At 56.6% G+C, this 16,026-nt stretch carries 14 protein-coding genes; 9 read left to right on the top strand and 5 right to left on the bottom strand.

Annotated elements, in window-relative coordinates; all coding sequences use genetic code 11:
* Positions 1–114: 114 nt before the first annotated feature.
* Positions 115–1,098 (top strand): zinc transporter ZntB, encoded by a 984-nt coding sequence (zntB, locus tag FA91_RS09425; RefSeq protein ID WP_034914999.1) that lies wholly within the window; start codon positions 115–117, stop codon positions 1,096–1,098.
* A 266-nt stretch (positions 1,099–1,364) separates the two neighbouring features.
* Positions 1,365–1,520 carry a hypothetical protein gene (locus FA91_RS21220; RefSeq protein ID WP_197060495.1) on the top strand — a complete coding sequence of 52 codons (156 nt, stop codon included), beginning with the start codon at positions 1,365–1,367 and terminating at the stop codon, positions 1,518–1,520.
* Between the two features lie 45 nt (positions 1,521–1,565).
* Here FA91_RS21220 and ttcA read toward each other — a convergent pair whose 3' ends face one another.
* On the bottom strand, positions 1,566–2,495 hold the full coding sequence (gene ttcA, locus FA91_RS09420; protein WP_034914997.1) for a tRNA 2-thiocytidine(32) synthetase TtcA: 930 nt from the start codon (positions 2,493–2,495) through the stop codon (positions 1,566–1,568).
* A gap of 214 nt (positions 2,496–2,709) precedes the next feature.
* Here ttcA and dbpA point away from each other — a divergent pair, with 214 nt between their 5' ends.
* Positions 2,710–4,089: an ATP-dependent RNA helicase DbpA gene (gene dbpA, locus FA91_RS09415; protein ID WP_034914996.1), complete on the top strand. Its 1,380-nt coding sequence runs from the start codon at positions 2,710–2,712 to the stop codon at positions 4,087–4,089.
* Positions 4,090–4,129: 40 nt separating this feature from the next.
* Here the strand turns inward: dbpA and FA91_RS09410 are convergent, their stop codons facing one another.
* The gene (locus FA91_RS09410; RefSeq protein WP_034914995.1) at positions 4,130–4,417 is read right to left on the bottom strand and encodes a putative quinol monooxygenase; all 288 of its coding nucleotides are present in this window, start codon (positions 4,415–4,417) and stop codon (positions 4,130–4,132) included.
* A 344-nt stretch (positions 4,418–4,761) separates the two neighbouring features.
* Here FA91_RS09410 and FA91_RS09405 point away from each other — a divergent pair, with 344 nt between their 5' ends.
* A complete protein-coding gene (locus FA91_RS09405) occupies positions 4,762–5,034 on the top strand; it encodes a DUF333 domain-containing protein (protein ID WP_034914992.1) in 273 nt (90 codons plus the stop codon).
* On the opposite strand, the gene FA91_RS09400 is transcribed toward FA91_RS09405, so the two are convergent.
* The gene (locus FA91_RS09400) at positions 5,035–6,027 is read right to left on the bottom strand and encodes a 2-hydroxyacid dehydrogenase (RefSeq protein WP_034914990.1); all 993 of its coding nucleotides are present in this window, start codon (positions 6,025–6,027) and stop codon (positions 5,035–5,037) included.
* Positions 6,028–6,197: 170 nt separating this feature from the next.
* On the opposite strand from FA91_RS09400, the gene FA91_RS09395 reads away from it, so the two are divergent.
* Genes FA91_RS09395 through FA91_RS09385 form a run of 3 tightly spaced genes read left to right on the top strand, consistent with a single transcriptional unit; the run spans position 6,198 to position 9,334 of the window.
* The gene (locus FA91_RS09395) at positions 6,198–8,822 is read left to right on the top strand and encodes a YdbH family protein (RefSeq protein ID WP_034914987.1); all 2,625 of its coding nucleotides are present in this window, start codon (positions 6,198–6,200) and stop codon (positions 8,820–8,822) included.
* Positions 8,809–8,997, top strand: a complete 189-nt coding sequence (locus FA91_RS09390) for a YnbE family lipoprotein (protein ID WP_034914982.1) — start codon at positions 8,809–8,811, stop codon at positions 8,995–8,997. The genes FA91_RS09395 and FA91_RS09390 overlap by 14 nt, the downstream gene beginning before the upstream one ends.
* 10 nt (positions 8,998–9,007) lie before the next feature.
* A complete protein-coding gene (locus tag FA91_RS09385) occupies positions 9,008–9,334 on the top strand; it encodes a YdbL family protein (RefSeq protein WP_034914978.1) in 327 nt (108 codons plus the stop codon).
* 38 nt (positions 9,335–9,372) lie between these two features.
* On the opposite strand, the gene FA91_RS09380 is transcribed toward FA91_RS09385, so the two are convergent.
* Positions 9,373–10,242 (bottom strand): NmrA family NAD(P)-binding protein, encoded by an 870-nt coding sequence (locus FA91_RS09380; protein WP_034914976.1) that lies wholly within the window; start codon positions 10,240–10,242, stop codon positions 9,373–9,375.
* Between the two features lie 105 nt (positions 10,243–10,347).
* Here FA91_RS09380 and FA91_RS09375 point away from each other — a divergent pair, with 105 nt between their 5' ends.
* Complete coding sequence (locus FA91_RS09375; protein ID WP_034914972.1) at positions 10,348–11,238, top strand: LysR family transcriptional regulator; 891 nt, start codon at positions 10,348–10,350, stop codon at positions 11,236–11,238.
* A gap of 44 nt (positions 11,239–11,282) precedes the next feature.
* Here FA91_RS09375 and FA91_RS09370 read toward each other — a convergent pair whose 3' ends face one another.
* Entirely contained in the window at positions 11,283–11,888 is a 606-nt protein-coding gene (locus tag FA91_RS09370) for an FMN-dependent NADH-azoreductase (RefSeq protein ID WP_034914969.1), read from the bottom strand.
* 213 nt (positions 11,889–12,101) lie between these two features.
* On the opposite strand from FA91_RS09370, the gene hrpA reads away from it, so the two are divergent.
* Positions 12,102–15,998 carry an ATP-dependent RNA helicase HrpA gene (hrpA, locus tag FA91_RS09365; RefSeq protein WP_034914967.1) on the top strand — a complete coding sequence of 1,299 codons (3,897 nt, stop codon included), beginning with the start codon at positions 12,102–12,104 and terminating at the stop codon, positions 15,996–15,998.
* Positions 15,999–16,026 lie beyond the last annotated feature (28 nt).

The following is a 16,026-nucleotide window of genomic DNA, read 5'->3' as shown; positions in this document are numbered from 1 at the left end:
AGAATTCGTGAGCAAGATCTTATTTTTTTGCGCAATGTTGGCACGGGCCGCGTTTTGCAACACGTCAACGTCGCGCTAGACTGTATCGAATTGAAAATGCTTAGTGGGGCGGATGTGAACGTTATTGCAGGTAAAGCTTTACAGGTGTCCGATGCGATTATCTCCTGCCAGCTGGACGGAAAGGGCGGCATGATCCCAATCGAGGACAAGGACGTTATTCACTGCCACCAGCCTTGCTGGCTTCATCTTAACTATACCCACCGTGAGAGCGCGGACTGGCTGATGTCCACACCGCTGCTGCCCGATGCCGTGCGCGATGCGCTGGCCGGTGACAGCATGCGTCCGCGGGTGAGCCGCCTTGGCGACGGCACCATGATCACGCTGCGCAGCGTCAACCTTAACAGCGAGTCGCGGCCCGACCAACTGGTGGTCATTCGGGTATTTATTAATGAAAAGCTCATCGTTTCCACACGGCAAAGAAAGGTCTTCGCCATTGATGAAGTGCTGACCGATTTGCAAAACGGCAACGGGCCGGTAAATGGGGGAACCTGGCTGGTGGAGGTGTGTGATGCCCTGACCGATCACACCAGCGAATTTATTGAAGAGCTTCATGACAGCATCATTGAGCTTGAAAATGCGGTGGTGGATCAACAGGTTCCTCCACGCGGCGAACTGGCGCTGATCCGTAAGCAGCTCATCATCATGCGGCGTTATATGGCTCCCCAGCGCGATGTATATTCGCGTATCGCCAGTGAACGCCTGCCGTGGATGAGTGATGACGATCGCCGACGAATGCAGGATATTGCCGACCGGCTGGGGCGTGGTCTGGACGATCTTGATGCCAGCGTGGCAAGAACGGCGGTGCTGGCGGACGAGATCAGCACGGTCATGGCGGAAGCGATGAACCGCAGAACCTACACCATGTCGCTGCTGGCGATGATTTTCCTGCCAACCACATTTCTGACCGGGCTTTTTGGCGTGAATTTAGGCGGTATTCCGGGCGGCAACTGGCATTATGGGTTTGGCGTCTTTTGCCTGTTGCTGATGGGATTAGTGCTGGGCGTCGCCTTCTGGCTCAGGCGTCGCAGGTGGCTGTAGCGCTGCGCAAAAATAGTAACAATGCTAAAAAAGCTGATCGACATCAATATCCAGCCGATGGCACTGAGGCAAACTCTTTCTCGCAGGTGAATGCAACGTCAAGCGATGGGCGTTGCGCTCCATATTGTCTTACTTCCTTATTTGAATTAATGCATAGCACATTTGATTCACACGAGCCGGCTTAATGCCGGCTTTTTTTTGCGCATTTGCCAGCATCGCGCAGCGTGCCTATGCTTAACTGACACGAAACGTCACAGGAGGAAGACATGTTATCGCTAAACGCTCTGAACACTCCGCGTGCGTCCGATCCGGTTCCCACCGACCCTACGCCGATCCCCGATCCAATTCCTACACCGCAGCCGATGCCCGATCCACCGCCGGGCGATCCGGATCCCATTCTCGACCCGCCGCCGCATATGTAGTCTGAACCGCCCGGCTTGCCCAAAAGGTAAGCCGGTAAGTATTATTTATTTCACCTGAATCACATCAAGCCGCTCAGGCATCTCTTCATCATCCTCAACGCGCCATCCGGCAGGCTGGAGCGGCAACGTTTCGCGATCAAATGCCAAATCACCGCCGTCAACCACCGCCGATCCGTGTTGAATACCGCGAAAATCGAACAACTGGTGGTCGGCCAGATGAGAAGGCACCACGTTTTGCATCGCGCTGAACATTGTTTCAATACGTCCGGGGAAGCGTTTGTCCCAGTCACGCAGCATATCGCCAATAACCTGCCGTTGCAGATTTGGCTGCGATCCGCACAGGTTGCAGGGAATAATCGGATATTCGCGGGCAATGGCGAAACGCTCAATGTCTTTTTCCCGGCAGTAGGCCAGCGGGCGGATCACAATATGTTTACCGTCATCACTCATCAGCTTTGGCGGCATGCCTTTCATCTTTCCACCGTAAAACATGTTGAGGAAGAGCGTTTGCAGAATATCGTCACGGTGATGGCCGAGCGCGATTTTCGTGCAGCCCAGTTCGCTTGCGGTGCGATAAAGAATGCCACGACGCAGGCGCGAGCAGAGCGAACAGGTGGTTTTGCCTTCCGGGATCTTCTCTTTAACGATGCCGTAGGTATTTTCTTCAACAATTTTGTACTCAACGCCCAGTTTTTCCAGGTACTCAGGCAGGATATGCTCAGGGAAACCGGGCTGCTTCTGATCAAGATTGACCGCCACCAGCGAGAAATTCACCGGCGCGCTCTGTTGCAGGTTGCGTAAAATTTCCAGCATCGTATAGCTGTCTTTGCCGCCGGAAAGGCAAACCATAATGCGGTCACCTTCTTCGATCATGTTAAAGTCGGCAATCGCCTCGCCGACATTGCGACGCAGACGCTTTTGCAGCTTATTAAGATTATAGCGGGACTTTTGATTAACTTCTTGATTAGAATGCATTTGTTGACTTACTCGTTGCGATAGTAATCGTCGCGTGAAGCGCGCGGCGTCATGATGCAGAGTATGGTACGGATTACAGCAGGGATTACCAGCAGGATTTGAGCGCTTATTACGCGCCAGGCGTAATGGTTTTTGTGAAAGCTTCTTCAGCGCGTCCGACGCCTCTGTTACACTCGGCGGCATTCCGCCCGTCGACGTAAACAGAGAGTACTGTGTGACCGCTTTTTCACTGCTTCCAGGCCTGCCCGCCAGCCAGATCGAGAATCTTAACGAGCTCGGCTTCCATAGCATGACGCCAATTCAGGCCGCCGCGCTTCCCGCCATTCTCGCCGGACGCGACGTGCGGGCACAGGCGAAAACCGGCAGCGGCAAAACGGTGGCATTTGGTCTGGGCGTCATGCAGCGCATCAATGCAACGCAGGGTGCCACCCAGTCGCTGGTGCTTTGTCCCACGCGCGAACTGGCCGAGCAGGTCACGAAAGAGCTGCGTCGTCTTGCTCGCTTCACCGCAAACGTAAAAATCCTCACCCTCTGCGGCGGACAGCCAATGAGCGCGCAGCGGGATTCGTTGGTCCACGCGCCGCATATCGTGGTCGGCACGCCAGGGCGCATTCTCGATCACCTCAAACGCGAAACCCTGCGGCTGGACGGTATCGCCACCCTGGTGCTGGATGAAGCGGATCGGATGCTGGAAATGGGTTTTCGCGATGATATTGATGCCATTATCAGCCACTGCCCGTCAGCGCGACAGACGCTGCTTTTCTCCGCCACCTGGCCGCAGGACATCGCGCAGATCAGCCAGCACATTCAGCGCGATCCGCTGAGCGTTGAAACGGATGACGTGTCGGCGCTGCCCGCCATTGAGCAGCATTTCTATGAGACGGGCTCACGTGAAAAACTGACGGCGCTGACTGGCCTGCTGAGCGAACGTCAACCCGCGTCCTGTGTGGTGTTCTGCAACACAAAACGCGACTGCGATGATATTGCCAACGCGCTGATAAGCAGCCGTATTGACGCGCTGGCGCTGCATGGCGATCTGGAACAGCGCGACCGCGACCAGGTGCTGATACGCTTTGCCAACGGCAGCAGCCGCGTACTGGTGGCGACCGATGTCGCCGCGCGCGGGCTGGATATCAAATCGCTGGCGCTGGTGGTGAATTATCAGCTCTCTTACGATCCTGAAGTGCACGTACACCGCATTGGACGCACGGCACGCGCGGGCGAAGAGGGCAGCGCCGTCAGTTTTGTGTCTGCCGATGAGATGATCCGCGCTCACGCGCTGGAAGATTTTCTGCAACAGAAGCTGGTATGGAAGCCGGTCGCCTCTCTGCTCTCCGTCGCGGCCAGGCCGCTACCGGCGATGAATATTACGTTGTGCCTTGATGGCGGGCGCAAAGCGAAAATTCGCCCCGGTGATATTTTAGGCGCGCTGACCGGTGAGGCAGGGCTGAGCGGCGATCTGATTGGTAAAATCGATATTGCGCCTGCGCATGCTTATGTCGCGCTGCAAAGCGAGGGCGGCCGCCAGGCGTTGAAGTCGCTTCAGCAGGTAAAAATTAAAGGCAAGACCTGCCGCGTACGATTGCTGAAATAGAATTTCTCCAATAAAAAAGCCAGCGACGCTGGCTTTTTTTTCAGATTTTATTGACGTCAGGTGGTGCTGAAAGCAGCGGTTCCGCCTGCTCAATCAACGTCTTGAAATGGGGCTGCTGTTCATGGTTCTCCACCGCCGCACCGTTTTCCCATCCCTCGTGGAACAGGAACACGTTCCCGTCCTCCACGCTGCGATAAAGATCGTAATGCAGGCAGCCTGCTTCCGCGCGGGAAGGTTTCACCGCGTGATTAAGCACTTTTTTTAACTCATCAGCCTTGCCAGGTTTTGCCGTAAATTTCGCCACAATCAGCACTGATTTATTACTCATCCTGTTTTCCTCTTATGTTCCTGAACTTAATCAGTTTAGCAAACCCTGACGCATAACTTTCAACCTTCGTGCTGTCAGGCATCAATTTTATGCGACGTTTCCCTGCGAATGTCGCGCCACGGCGCTTCCCGGTTGGCGCTGGCCCAATGGTCGCCAGCCTCTTGCGTGACAACAAACGCTGAGTCACCTCACCGCGCATTAAGGCGGCAAGCGGTCAGACAATCTGACCACACGTATCAGCCAGGAGACCGCGGCGCGCTGCTGAATGGTAAATATTTATGTCACCTCTCGACCCACCCGAAATCGTGGCATATGCTGGCTGTCCAACCGCCTGGAGAGACACCATGAGAACCACGACTTTACTTATTGCTGGCGCAGTATTGCTGCTGGCCGGATGCAGCAGCAGCGATGATAACGAACCGCCGCAGCAGGCCACCGCTGCGCACGTACCTGCAAAAGTCGTGATGTCCGATCTGGCTGCCAGTAACTGCGTCAGCGCAGGCGGAACGCTGGCGCTCTCCCGCCAGCTCGATGGCTCATCGGTGGGCATGTGCCAGCTGGCGAACGGTCGTCGCTGCGGCGAAGACGCGCTTGCCGGTGGCACCTGCGCGCGCTGATTACGCAGTCAGCGCGTTTGGACAGGGCTCTCCGTTGCTCAACAGCTTCAGATTTTGCAGCGTCGTTTCCGCAATGCTGGTCAGCGCGTCCGCCGTCAGAAACGCCTGATGGCCGGTGAACAGCACGTTGTGGCAGGCGGACAGGCGGCGGAAAATATCATCCTGAATAACGTCATTGGATTTATCTTCAAAAAACAGATCGCGCTCGTTTTCATAAACATCCATCCCCAGCGAGCCAATTTTTTGCAGCTTTAACGCATCAATGGCCGCCTGGGAATCAATCAGCCCGCCGCGGCTGGTATTGATGATCATCACTCCATCTTTCATCTGATTAAACGCCGCCATATCCAGCAGGTGGTGATTTTCCGGCGTCATCGGGCAGTGAAGAGAAATAACGTCCGCTTCCCGGAACAGCGTAGTGATATCGACATACTCTGCGCCCAGTTCACTGGCCTGTGGATTGGGGAAAGGATCAACCGCCAGCAGGCGCATGCCGAAGCCTTTCAGAATACGCAGCGTGGCCAGACCGATTTTTCCCGTGCCGACGACGCCCGCCGTGCGGCCATGCATATTGAAACCGATTAACCCTTCCAGCGAAAAATTGGCGTCGCGCGTGCGTTGATACGCACGATGAATGCGCCGGTTCAGCGTCATCATCATGCCTACCGCATGTTCGGCTACGGCTTCGGGTGAATAGGCCGGTACACGCACGACCTGAATGCCCAGCGCATTCGCCGCGTCCAGATCGACGTTGTTAAAACCCGCACAGCGCAGCGCCACAAACTTAACGCCCAGCGCCGCCAGCTCTTCCAGCACCGCGCGCCCGCCGTCGTCGTTGACAAAAATACAGACGCCATCGCAGCCTACGGCATTTTTTGCGGTGCGTTCGGTGAGCAGAAAGTCAAAGAACTCCAGTTCATAACCAAAATCCTGATTTACCTGTTCGATATATGTCCGGTCATACTGTTTTGTGCTGTACACCGCGAGTCTCATTACGTTTCTCCTGAACTCAAAAAACACTGCTTTAATCTTAACAACATTTCTTCAGGATGAACTGAAAACTCCTTATGACGCTACACCATGATTTTTGGCGAAAAACTTCTTTGAATGAATATTACGTGCCATCATTGTTTACTCTCTTTTTTTTACGGACGTAATTTGTCATGAGCCGGGGCTGGAAAATTTTCACAACGGCGGTCCTGACGCTGATTTTGCTGCTGGCCGGGCTCATGCTAACCGTCACCCGCTGGTTGCCACACCTGGCCGGCATCTGGTTACCGGCGGGCACCTCCGTGGCGCTCGACGGGCGGCCGCAGTGGCGTAACGGCGGCCTTTTTGTGCCTGACGTTCGCTATCTGGCGGGTGATTGCCCGATGGCGGTAGTGAAAGATGCCACGTTGCAGCACACGGGAGGCCGCTGGCGGCTGCATGCTGCCGGGCTGGATATCGACAGCGACTGCTTTAATCAGCTTCCGGCGGGCGAAAACCGCGCCGCGCCGCGATCGATCGCCGACTGGCAGGCAATGCTGCCTGCTGCCGATATCAATATTGATAAGGTAAAGGTCACCCCGTGGCAGACATGGGCGGGCGCGCTGACGCTCAACCTGGACGGCAGCGCACAGCGTATCCGCTATAGCGGAGAGGCGCTTTCGCTCATCGCTGAACTCCGCGGTCAGCAGTTGGATATTCAGTCATTGACGCTGAGCGCGCCGGGTGTGGAAAAGCCGGTAAGTCTTGCCGGTACGGTGACGCTGCCTGCGTTTCCTGATGGCCTGCCTGAGAGCGGTCGGCTACACAGCACGCTGACCCTGTCCGCTCTGCCGACGCCCGTGGCGATTAACCTGGCGTGGCAGCGTCGGCAGGGCCAACTGAGCGTGACGCAGCAGAATGACGACACGCCGCTGCTGGCGCTTCCCTGGCAGGCGACCGCAGAAGAGATACGCATCAATCAGGGGCAATGGCGCTGGCCTTACGGCCCGCAGCCTGTTTCCGGCGGCGTCTCGCTGTCGCTGCGTAACTGGCAGCAGGGGCTGCCCGCGACGGAGATCGTCGGCAGGCTTAACGTGCTGACGCAGGGGCGCGGCGGTAAAGGAAACGTGGTGTTGTCGCTCGGGCCGGGACATCTTGATTTCGTTAACAGCGCATTGCCGTTTCGCATTACCGGCGAAAGCAAACTGGATCAGCTGCAATTCTATGCCGGTTTGCCCGGTGACGTGCAGGGCGCGCTGAGCGATCCGCATATTCTCCTCAAGCCCGGCGCATTGCTGCGCATGAAAGGGCGGTTGCTTTCGACGCTGGAAGTGGACGAAGCGCGCTGGCCGCTGGCGGGCGTGACGCTCTCTTCTGCGGGATTGAGCGGTCGCCTTCAGGCAATCCTGACCGCGCACGATCCCCGGCGGGGGCGTTTTCGTCTGCATCTTGACGGCGGCGCGCGTGATTTCTGGCCGGACAAAGGGCTGTGGCGCTGGCGCTACTGGGGCGATGGCGCGATTGCACCGCTGGCGGCGACGTGGGATATCAGCGGACGAGGGCGCTGGGAGGATACGGTGATTGAACTGACGTCGCTTTCCACCGGGTTCGATCGCATCGCTTACGGCAGCGTCAACGTGAATTCCCCAAGGTTGACGCTGACGGCGCCGCTGCGCTGGCAGCGCGATCAAAAAAATCCGTCAATGACAGGGCAGTTCCGGCTTGCCGCGCAGCGTACGGATTTCTCCGGCGGCGGTTACCTGCCGCCGGCTGCGCTGACGCTGGCCGTCAGAGGCCGCGATCCGGCCGCATTTTTGTACAGCGGATCGCTACAGGCGCAGGCGATCGGCCCGGTTCGCGTGCAGGGCCGCTGGGATGGCGAGCGGCTGCGCGGTCAGGCCTGGTGGCCATCACAGCCGCTGTCGGTCTTTCAGCCGCTGCTCGGCGACCTGAAAATGCAGATCCAGTCCGGCACGCTCCGCGCGCAGGCGGCGTTTTCAGCCTCTGACGAGCAGGGGCTGAGCGCCGGTGGACACTGGGTGGTGACGAACGGCAGCGTACGCATGCCGGATAATCAGATTAACGGCGTGGACTTTTCTCTGCCGTTCCGCCTGAAGGCGCATCAGTGGTATTTCGGCGCAAAAGGGCCGGTTTCGCTGCGCATTAAAGAGATCAAGAACCAGTTTGCTTTGCACAATATCACCGCAGATCTTCAGGGGTGGTATCCCTGGCGCGCCCGGCAGCCGCTGCGTTTAAGCAACGTCGCCATGGACGTTCTCGGCGGAAAAATCAGTATGGAGAGCCTGCAAATGCCGCAAACCGAGGCGGCGATGCTGCGCTTAAGTAATATCGACCTCAGTGAAGTGATTACGGCGGTGAAGCCAAAACAGATCGCCATGTCGGGCAAAATTAACGGCGCGCTGCCGCTGTGGCTCAACCATTCTCAGTGGCTGGTAAAAGAGGGCTGGCTGGCCAACAGCGGCCCGCTGACCATCCGGCTGGATAAGGATTTCGCTGATGCCCTGTCACAGAACAGTATTGCCGCCGGCGCCGCGCTCGACTGGCTGCGCTATATGGAAATATCGCGTAGCTGGGCCACCCTCGATCTGGATAACCTGGGCGGCCTGACGATGAAGGCGCAGGTGGAAGGCACCAGCCGCTTCAGCGATAAAAATCAGCGCGTATCGCTTAACTATACGCAGCAGGAAAATCTGTTCCAGCTCTGGCGCAGCCTGCGCTTTGGCGATAATTTGCAATCCTGGGTAGAAGATAATGCCAACCTGCCACAGCAGAAGGAAAAAAAAGATGAAACGCATTAGCCTGCTGATGCCTGCAATCGCGATGCTACTGAGCGGCTGCATTCCGCGTATCGAAGTGGCTGCCCCGAAAGAGCCCATCACCATTAATATGAACGTGAAGATTGAGCATGAGATCCATATTAAGGTTGATAAAGACGTAGAAGCGCTGCTGAAAAATAACAGCGACCTGTTCTGAGGAAAAAATAATGACTACGCTGAAAGCAATAGTAACTGCCCTGATGCTTTTTACTCCCGCCGTCATGGCGTTAACGCTTAACGAAGCGCGTCAGCAGGGCCGCGTGGGCGAAACCTTTTCCGGCTTTGTCGCGCCGGTAAAACAGGATGAGGAAACCCGTGCGCTGGTCGAACGGGTTAATCAGGGACGAAAACAGGAATATCAGGCACTGGCAAAGAAGAACAATATGACCGAAAACGAAGTCGGCCGCATCGCCGGTCAAAAACTGGTGGAGCGCGCGGCGGTGGGTGAATACGTGCGTGGTATAAATGGTCAGTGGCTGAAAAAGGATCATTGAGCCGCAGCAAAACAGGCTTCCCTGCCTCAGGATCTTTATCATGCTTCAGAAGCCGTGCCGGTCGCGAATTCCCGATAGGTATGAAGCGGACGGCCAAGGAGGGCGGTCAGGCGCTCAACGTCACCCGGCGCTGGCAACATTCCGTCACTGACATAGCGTTCAGCCATCAGACGCATTTCGTAAGCCATCCACTCAGGCATAAACGTCGCCAGGTTCTGTTCAAACCCCGTGGGATCGTCGCCGCCATAACCGATTGTACGGCCCAGAACCTCAGACCAGAGAGCAGCCGCATCGGCGCCGGTCAGCACGTCAGGGCCGACAAGGTTAATGGTGTCGGATGGCAGTTCGCCCTCTGTCTGGTCGCGGCGGATTAACTCAATTGCCGCCACTTCAGCAATATCGCGTGTGTCGACCATGGCAATCCCCTTGCTGCCGATGGGCATTGGGTAGATGCCATGATTGACGATGACATCGGTGATCATGTGCTCATTATCAATGAAATAGGCGGGACGCAGAATGGTGGCGCTGAACCCCATTTGTGCAATCATCCGCTCGGCGCCGGATTTCACCGCAAAGTGCGGCACGTTCACAAAACGATCGGCATGAAGAACCGAGAGATAGACAACGCGTCTGACCCCCGCTTCACGCGCAATATTGAGTGTGATCAGCGCCTGAGTAAATTCATCACCCGTTACGGCATTGAGCAGAAACAGCGTTTTTATGCCAGCAAAGGCAGCGCGAAGCGAAGCGATGTTCAACATATCGCCCTGTACCACTTCAACGTCTGGGGAAAAATTCGCCTTTGACGGATCGCGGGTAAGTATACGAACGGCAGCGCCACGGCTGATAAGTTGCTCAACAACATGATGGCCAACGCGGCCAGTCGCGCCTGTTACAAGAATGGTCATTTTATTTCTCCTGAAGGATGTCTGTGTTGACGGAATCATTATCACTGATTCAAAATCAGGCGAATAGACGTTATATATAGATGCCTTGTCTCACTGGTGGAACACATGGATCTTCTGAGAATAAAAGACTTCACCCTGGTTGCCCGCTACGGCGGGTTCGGGAAAGCCGCCCGCGCCACCGGCCGCCCCAAGGCGACGCTGTCGCGCCGCGTGGCGGAATTAGAAGCTGAACTCGGTTTACGGCTGTTTGAACGGGGTTCGCGCGATCTCAGGCTGACGGAAGAAGGGCTGGCGCTGTTTGAGCGCGCGGGGCAGTTGCTCACCGAACTTGAGGAAGCCACGGCAGCAATAGCGTCGGGAGGAAAAATACCGCGAGGACGGTTGCGCGTCAGCGTTCCGCTGTTGTTTGCGCAGACCGCAATGGGGAGGCTTGCCGCCGGATTTGTGCTGCACTATCCGGAAATACAGCTGGAGGTGACAGCGGATGACCGTGAAGTTGCGATGATTGAGGAGGGATACGATCTGGTGATCAGGGTGAATCCGAAAGAGGATGAAACGCTGATTGGTCGGCCTTTCCTGCACGATCGCCAGATCCTGGTCGCCAGCCCGCATCGAACCCGGCCTTCGGGCGACGGCGTTGTTCCGGTAATCGTCAGAGGAGCAACCGGACAGCAAAAAAGCTGGAAATTCATCACGCCGGACGGGGCATCGACCATGATGGTCAATCCGGTTCTTTCGCTCTCGTCAATGATAATGATCCGCGATGCAGTGCGGCTTGATGTTGGCGTTGCCAGCCTGCCGCTCTCGCTGGTTTTTAACGACCTCAATACCGGAAAACTGGTGAAATGGGGCGACATGGAAGGCCCGGCCGCTGCGTTGTGGGCATTATATCCCTCGCGGCGCCTGCTCAGCCCACGCGTCTCCGCCTTTATGGCCTGGCTGAAGAAATGCTTTCCTGAAGGAACATCAGACGAGCTGGCTAACTTTATAGAATAGCGATAAGCCGTCGCAAAGGCCGCGGCGGCTTTATTGTTTATACGTTAAGCGGTAACGATTTGCGAAAGAACCGCTTTTGCTTCTGCGGCGGCTTTAGTCGCCACTTCCGGGCCGTACGCGATGCCTTCGGCAAAGACGAACTGCACGTCGGACATGCCCAAAAAGCCCAGGAAAAGCTTCAGGTACGGGGTTTGCAGATCGCCTGGCGTGTCTTTATGAATACCGCCGCGGCTGGTGATAACGATGACTTTTTTGCCGGTGACCAGGCCTTCAGGGCCGTTTTCGCTATAGCGGAAAGTGACGCCTGCGCGGGCCACCAAATCAAAGTAGTTTTTGAGCTGAGTTGAGATGTTGAAATTGTACATCGGCGCCGCAATAACAATAACGTCATGAGCCTGAAGTTCAGCAATCAGCGTATCAGAGAGCGCCAGCGCTTCTTGTTGACGCGGCGTCAGTGCGGCATCGGAAGGACGCAGCGCGCCAACCAGTTCGCCGTCAAGCACCGGGATCGGATCCGCAGCCAGATCGCGTACGGTAATAGCATCGCCGCTGTGAGACGCTTTCCACTCTGATACAAAGTGATCGGCCAGCTGGTTCGACTGCGAATAACCGGCAAGAATACTGGATTTCAGAATTAAAACTTTGCTCATATTAATTTCCTTTGCGTGATGGCTTTATGCTCAATGGGTTACACTCTATGGGCAAACTTCGCCGAGTGATAGTGCAATATTCTGACGCCCGCGTTCAAAATTACTGAACAAGCGTAACCCGCGAGGGATCGGTGCTAAGTGCCTGTCTGTGCTACACTACGCGAAATTTTTTCATCTGAAATATCGGCTGCGGTCGATCGAGCATTAAACCCTATGTCTGAAATCCTTCCTTCATCACTTGCGGCGCTGATGCCACGCCTGGATGCGCTGATGCTGCGCGATCGCCAGCGGCTGCAAAAACGCCTGCACGGCGCGCGCAAAGTGAAGAATTCTGCTGCCCGTCAGGCCATCGCCGACGAGCTTGAGGCTGAGGTGACCCACGCAGAACAGCGCGTGGCGCAGCGTCGTGCGGCCACACCAACCATCAGCTATCCCGACGCGCTGCCGGTCAGCCAGAAAAAAGAGGATATCGCCGAGGCGATTAAACACCATCAGGTGGTGATCGTGGCCGGTGAAACCGGCTCCGGTAAAACCACGCAGCTCCCTAAAATTTGTATGGAGTTGGGCAGAGGGATCGTCGGGCTGATTGGCCACACCCAGCCGCGCAGGCTGGCGGCGCGTACCGTGGCGGACCGCATCGCCGACGAGTTAGACACCACGCCGGGCGGCTGCATCGGTTATAAAGTGCGCTTTAACGATCGCGTCAGCGACACCACCCAGGTAAAGCTGATGACCGACGGTATTCTGCTGGCGGAAATCCAGCAGGATCGCCTGTTGATGCAGTACGACACCATCATTATTGATGAGGCGCACGAGCGCAGCCTTAACATCGATTTCCTGCTGGGTTACCTGCGTGAACTGCTGCCGCGCCGTCCCGATCTGAAAGTCATTATTACCTCGGCGACCATCGATCCGCAGCGCTTTTCTCGCCACTTTCACAACGCGCCGGTGATTGAAGTTTCAGGCCGCACCTTTCCGGTCGAGGTGCGTTACCGTCCGGTAATGGAGGACGCCGACGATAGCGAGCGCGATCAGCTTCAGGCCATTTTCGACGCGGTGGACGAGCTGAGCCACGAAGGGCCGGGCGATATTCTGATCTTTATGAGCGGCGAGCGGGAAATCCGCGATACCGCCGATGCGCTCAATCGCCGCGATCTGCCGCATACCGACGTACTGCCGCTCTACGCGCGTCTTTCCAACGCTGAGCAAAACCGCGTGTTTCAGTCGCATACCGGCAGGCGCATCGTTCTGGCGACGAACGTTGCTGAAACCTCGCTGACGGTGCCGGGCATTAAGTACGTTATCGATCCCGGCACGGCGCGCATCAGCCGTTACAGCTATCGCACTAAAGTACAGCGCCTGCCGATTGAGCCGGTTTCTCAGGCGTCGGCCAATCAGCGTAAAGGGCGCTGCGGCCGCGTGTCAGAAGGGATTTGCATTCGCCTCTATTCGGAAGAGGACTTTATAAATCGTCCCGAATTTACCGATCCCGAAATTCTGCGCACTAATCTGGCCTCGGTGATCCTGCAAATGACCGCGCTGGGTTTAGGCGACATCGGCGCCTTTCCGTTTGTGGAAGCGCCCGACAAGCGCAATATTCAGGATGGCGTCAGGCTGCTGGAAGAGCTGGGCGCCATCACGCAGGACAATCAGCACTATAAACTGACGCCGTCGGGCCGGGCGCTGGCGCAGTTGCCGGTCGATCCGCGCCTCGCGAAAATGGTGCTGGAAGCGCAAAAATATGGCTGCACGCGCGAAGTGATGATCATCACCGCTGCGCTGTCGATTCAGGATCCGCGCGAGCGTCCGGTAGAAAAGCAGCAGGCTTCGGATGAGAAGCATCGCCGTTTCCTTGATAAAGAGTCAGATTTCCTGTCATTCGTGAATTTGTGGAACTACCTTCAGGAACAGCAAAAAGCGCTGGGTTCGAATGCCTTCCGTCGCCAGTGCAAGGTGGATTACCTTAACTATCTGCGGGTGCGCGAGTGGCAGGACATCTATACCCAGCTCCGCCAGGTGGTACGCGAACTGGGGATTCCGCTGAACAGTGAACCGGCGGATTTTCGTGGTCTGCATACTGCGCTGCTCACCGGACTGCTGTCGCATATCGGTCAGAAAGATGCCGAGAAACCTGAATTTACCGGCGCACGCAACGCCCGTTTTTCGATTTTTCCCGGCTCCGGTCTGTTTAAAAAGCCGCCGAAGTGGACGATGGTGGCCGAGCTGGTTGAAACCAGCCGCTTGTGGGGGCGCATTGCCGCGCGCATCGATCCTGAGTGGATCGAACCCGTCGCGCAGCATCTGATCAAACGCAGCTACAGCGAGCCTCACTGGGAAAAAGCGCAGGGCGCGGTGATGGCCAGTGAGAAAGTGACACTGTACGGGCTACCCATCGTTGCTGCGCGCAAAGTTAACTACAGCCGTATCGATCCGACGTTGTCACGCGAGCTGTTTATTCGTCACGCGCTGGTTGAGGGCGACTGGCAGACGCGCCACGCTTTTTTCCGCGCCAATCTCAGGCTGCGTGAGGAAGTGGAGGCGTTGGAGCACAAGTCACGGCGCCGCGATATTCTGGTTGATGATGAAACCCTGTTTGCTTTCTACGATCGGCGCATTCCTCACGAGGTGGTTTCCGCCCGCCATTTTGACAGCTGGTGGAAGCAGGCAAGTCGTGATGACGCTGAACAGCTCAACTTTGCCAGAGAGATGCTGATCAAAGAGGGTGCAGAGGGCGTCAGCAAGCTCGACTATCCGAACGTCTGGCAGCAGGGTAATCTCAGCCTGCGTCTGAGCTATCAGTTCGAGCCCGGCGCCGACGCTGATGGCGTGACGGTGCATATTCCTCTGCCGCTGCTCAACCAGGTCGGGGACAAAGGTTTTGAATGGCAGATCCCGGGCCTCAGGCGAGAGCTGGTGATTGCGCTGATTAAATCTTTACCCAAACCGCTTCGTCGTAATTTTGTGCCCGCGCCCAACTATGCTGAGGCATTTCTTGAGCGCGCCGTGCCGTTTGAGCGGCCTCTCCTTGAATCGCTGGAGCGCGAGTTCCGCCGCATGAGCGGGATCGCGCTGGCGCGTGAAGACTGGCAATGGGAGCAGGTGCCCGATCATCTGAAAATGAGTTTCCGCGTCGTCGATGAGCACAACCGCAAGCTGAACGAAGGGCGCGACCTGATGCAGCTTAAGCAGATCCTGAAAGGCAAAGTCCAGGAGACGCTGGCGAACGTCGCGGATGACGGGCTGGAGCAGAGCGGGTTGCACATCTGGAGCTTTGGCGATTTGCCGGATCGCTACGAGCAGAAGCGCGGCAGCTACAGCGTCAAGGCGTGGCCAGCGCTGGTGGACGAAAAAGACAGCGTGGCGATCCGGCTGTTCGATTCACAGCACGAGCAGCAAAAGGCGATGTGGCAGGGACAACGCAGGCTGCTGCTGCTTAACATTCCATCGCCGATTAAATATCTGCATGAAAAGCTGCCGAATAAAGCCAAGCTGGGACTCTATTTCAATCCTTACGGCAAGGTGCTGGATCTGATTGATGACTGCATTGCCTGCGGCGTGGACAAGCTGATGGCCGAACAGGGCGGGCCGGCCTGGAAGCAAAACGAATTTGACGCGCTGCATGAAAAAGTGCGCGCCGGTCTTAACGACACGGTGGTGGATATCGCAAAAAAAGTCGAGCAGATCCTGACCGCCGTTTTCAACATAAACAAACGGCTGAAAGGGCGCGTGGATATGACTCAGGCGCTGGCGCTGGCCGATATCAAAGCGCAAATGGGCGGCCTGGTATATCGCGGCTTTGTAACGCGTAACGGCTGGAAGCGCCTGGGAGATACCCTGCGCTATCTCCTTGCCATCGAACGACGGCTGGAAAAACTGCCGGTGGATCCACACAGCGATCGCGCGCGTATGCTGAAGGTGGAAAAAATTCAGCAGGCCTGGAGCGCCTGGTTTAATAAGCTGCCGGAAGCGCGCCGGGACGACGACGAGGTGAAGGACGTGCGCTGGATGATTGAAGAATTGCGCGTCAGCTACTTTGCGCAGCAGCTCGGTACGCCTTATCCGGTGTCGGAAAAACGCATCCAGCAGGCGATGGATGAGATTGCTGTTTAGGCCTTGCCGCAGATGCATTTTGTGCGTC

The organism is Erwinia sp. 9145 (assembly GCF_000745075.1).
Lineage (GTDB): Bacteria > Pseudomonadota > Gammaproteobacteria > Enterobacterales > Enterobacteriaceae > Erwinia > Erwinia oleae.
This window is presented reverse-complemented; position numbering and strand designations above follow the sequence as displayed.

What these genes read in the sequence shown, in the direction of transcription:
- FA91_RS09405 (WP_034914992.1), top strand. Translation starts at nt 4,762, where the DNA reads ATGAGAACCACGACTTTACTTATTGCTGGCGCAGTATTGCTGCTGGCC.
- FA91_RS09385 (WP_034914978.1), top strand. Translation starts at nt 9,008, where the DNA reads ATGACTACGCTGAAAGCAATAGTAACTGCCCTGATGCTTTTTACTCCC.
- FA91_RS09375 (WP_034914972.1), top strand. Translation starts at nt 10,348, where the DNA reads ATGGATCTTCTGAGAATAAAAGACTTCACCCTGGTTGCCCGCTACGGC.
- FA91_RS09410 (WP_034914995.1), bottom strand. Translation starts at nt 4,417, where the DNA reads ATGAGTAATAAATCAGTGCTGATTGTGGCGAAATTTACGGCAAAACCT.
- FA91_RS09395 (WP_034914987.1), top strand. Translation starts at nt 6,198, where the DNA reads ATGAGCCGGGGCTGGAAAATTTTCACAACGGCGGTCCTGACGCTGATT.
- ttcA (WP_034914997.1), bottom strand. Translation starts at nt 2,495, where the DNA reads ATGCATTCTAATCAAGAAGTTAATCAAAAGTCCCGCTATAATCTTAAT.
- FA91_RS09370 (WP_034914969.1), bottom strand. Translation starts at nt 11,888, where the DNA reads ATGAGCAAAGTTTTAATTCTGAAATCCAGTATTCTTGCCGGTTATTCG.
- FA91_RS21220 (WP_197060495.1), top strand. Translation starts at nt 1,365, where the DNA reads ATGTTATCGCTAAACGCTCTGAACACTCCGCGTGCGTCCGATCCGGTT.
- FA91_RS09390 (WP_034914982.1), top strand. Translation starts at nt 8,809, where the DNA reads ATGAAACGCATTAGCCTGCTGATGCCTGCAATCGCGATGCTACTGAGC.
- FA91_RS09380 (WP_034914976.1), bottom strand. Translation starts at nt 10,242, where the DNA reads ATGACCATTCTTGTAACAGGCGCGACTGGCCGCGTTGGCCATCATGTT.
- hrpA (WP_034914967.1), top strand. Translation starts at nt 12,102, where the DNA reads ATGTCTGAAATCCTTCCTTCATCACTTGCGGCGCTGATGCCACGCCTG.
- FA91_RS09400 (WP_034914990.1), bottom strand. Translation starts at nt 6,027, where the DNA reads ATGAGACTCGCGGTGTACAGCACAAAACAGTATGACCGGACATATATC.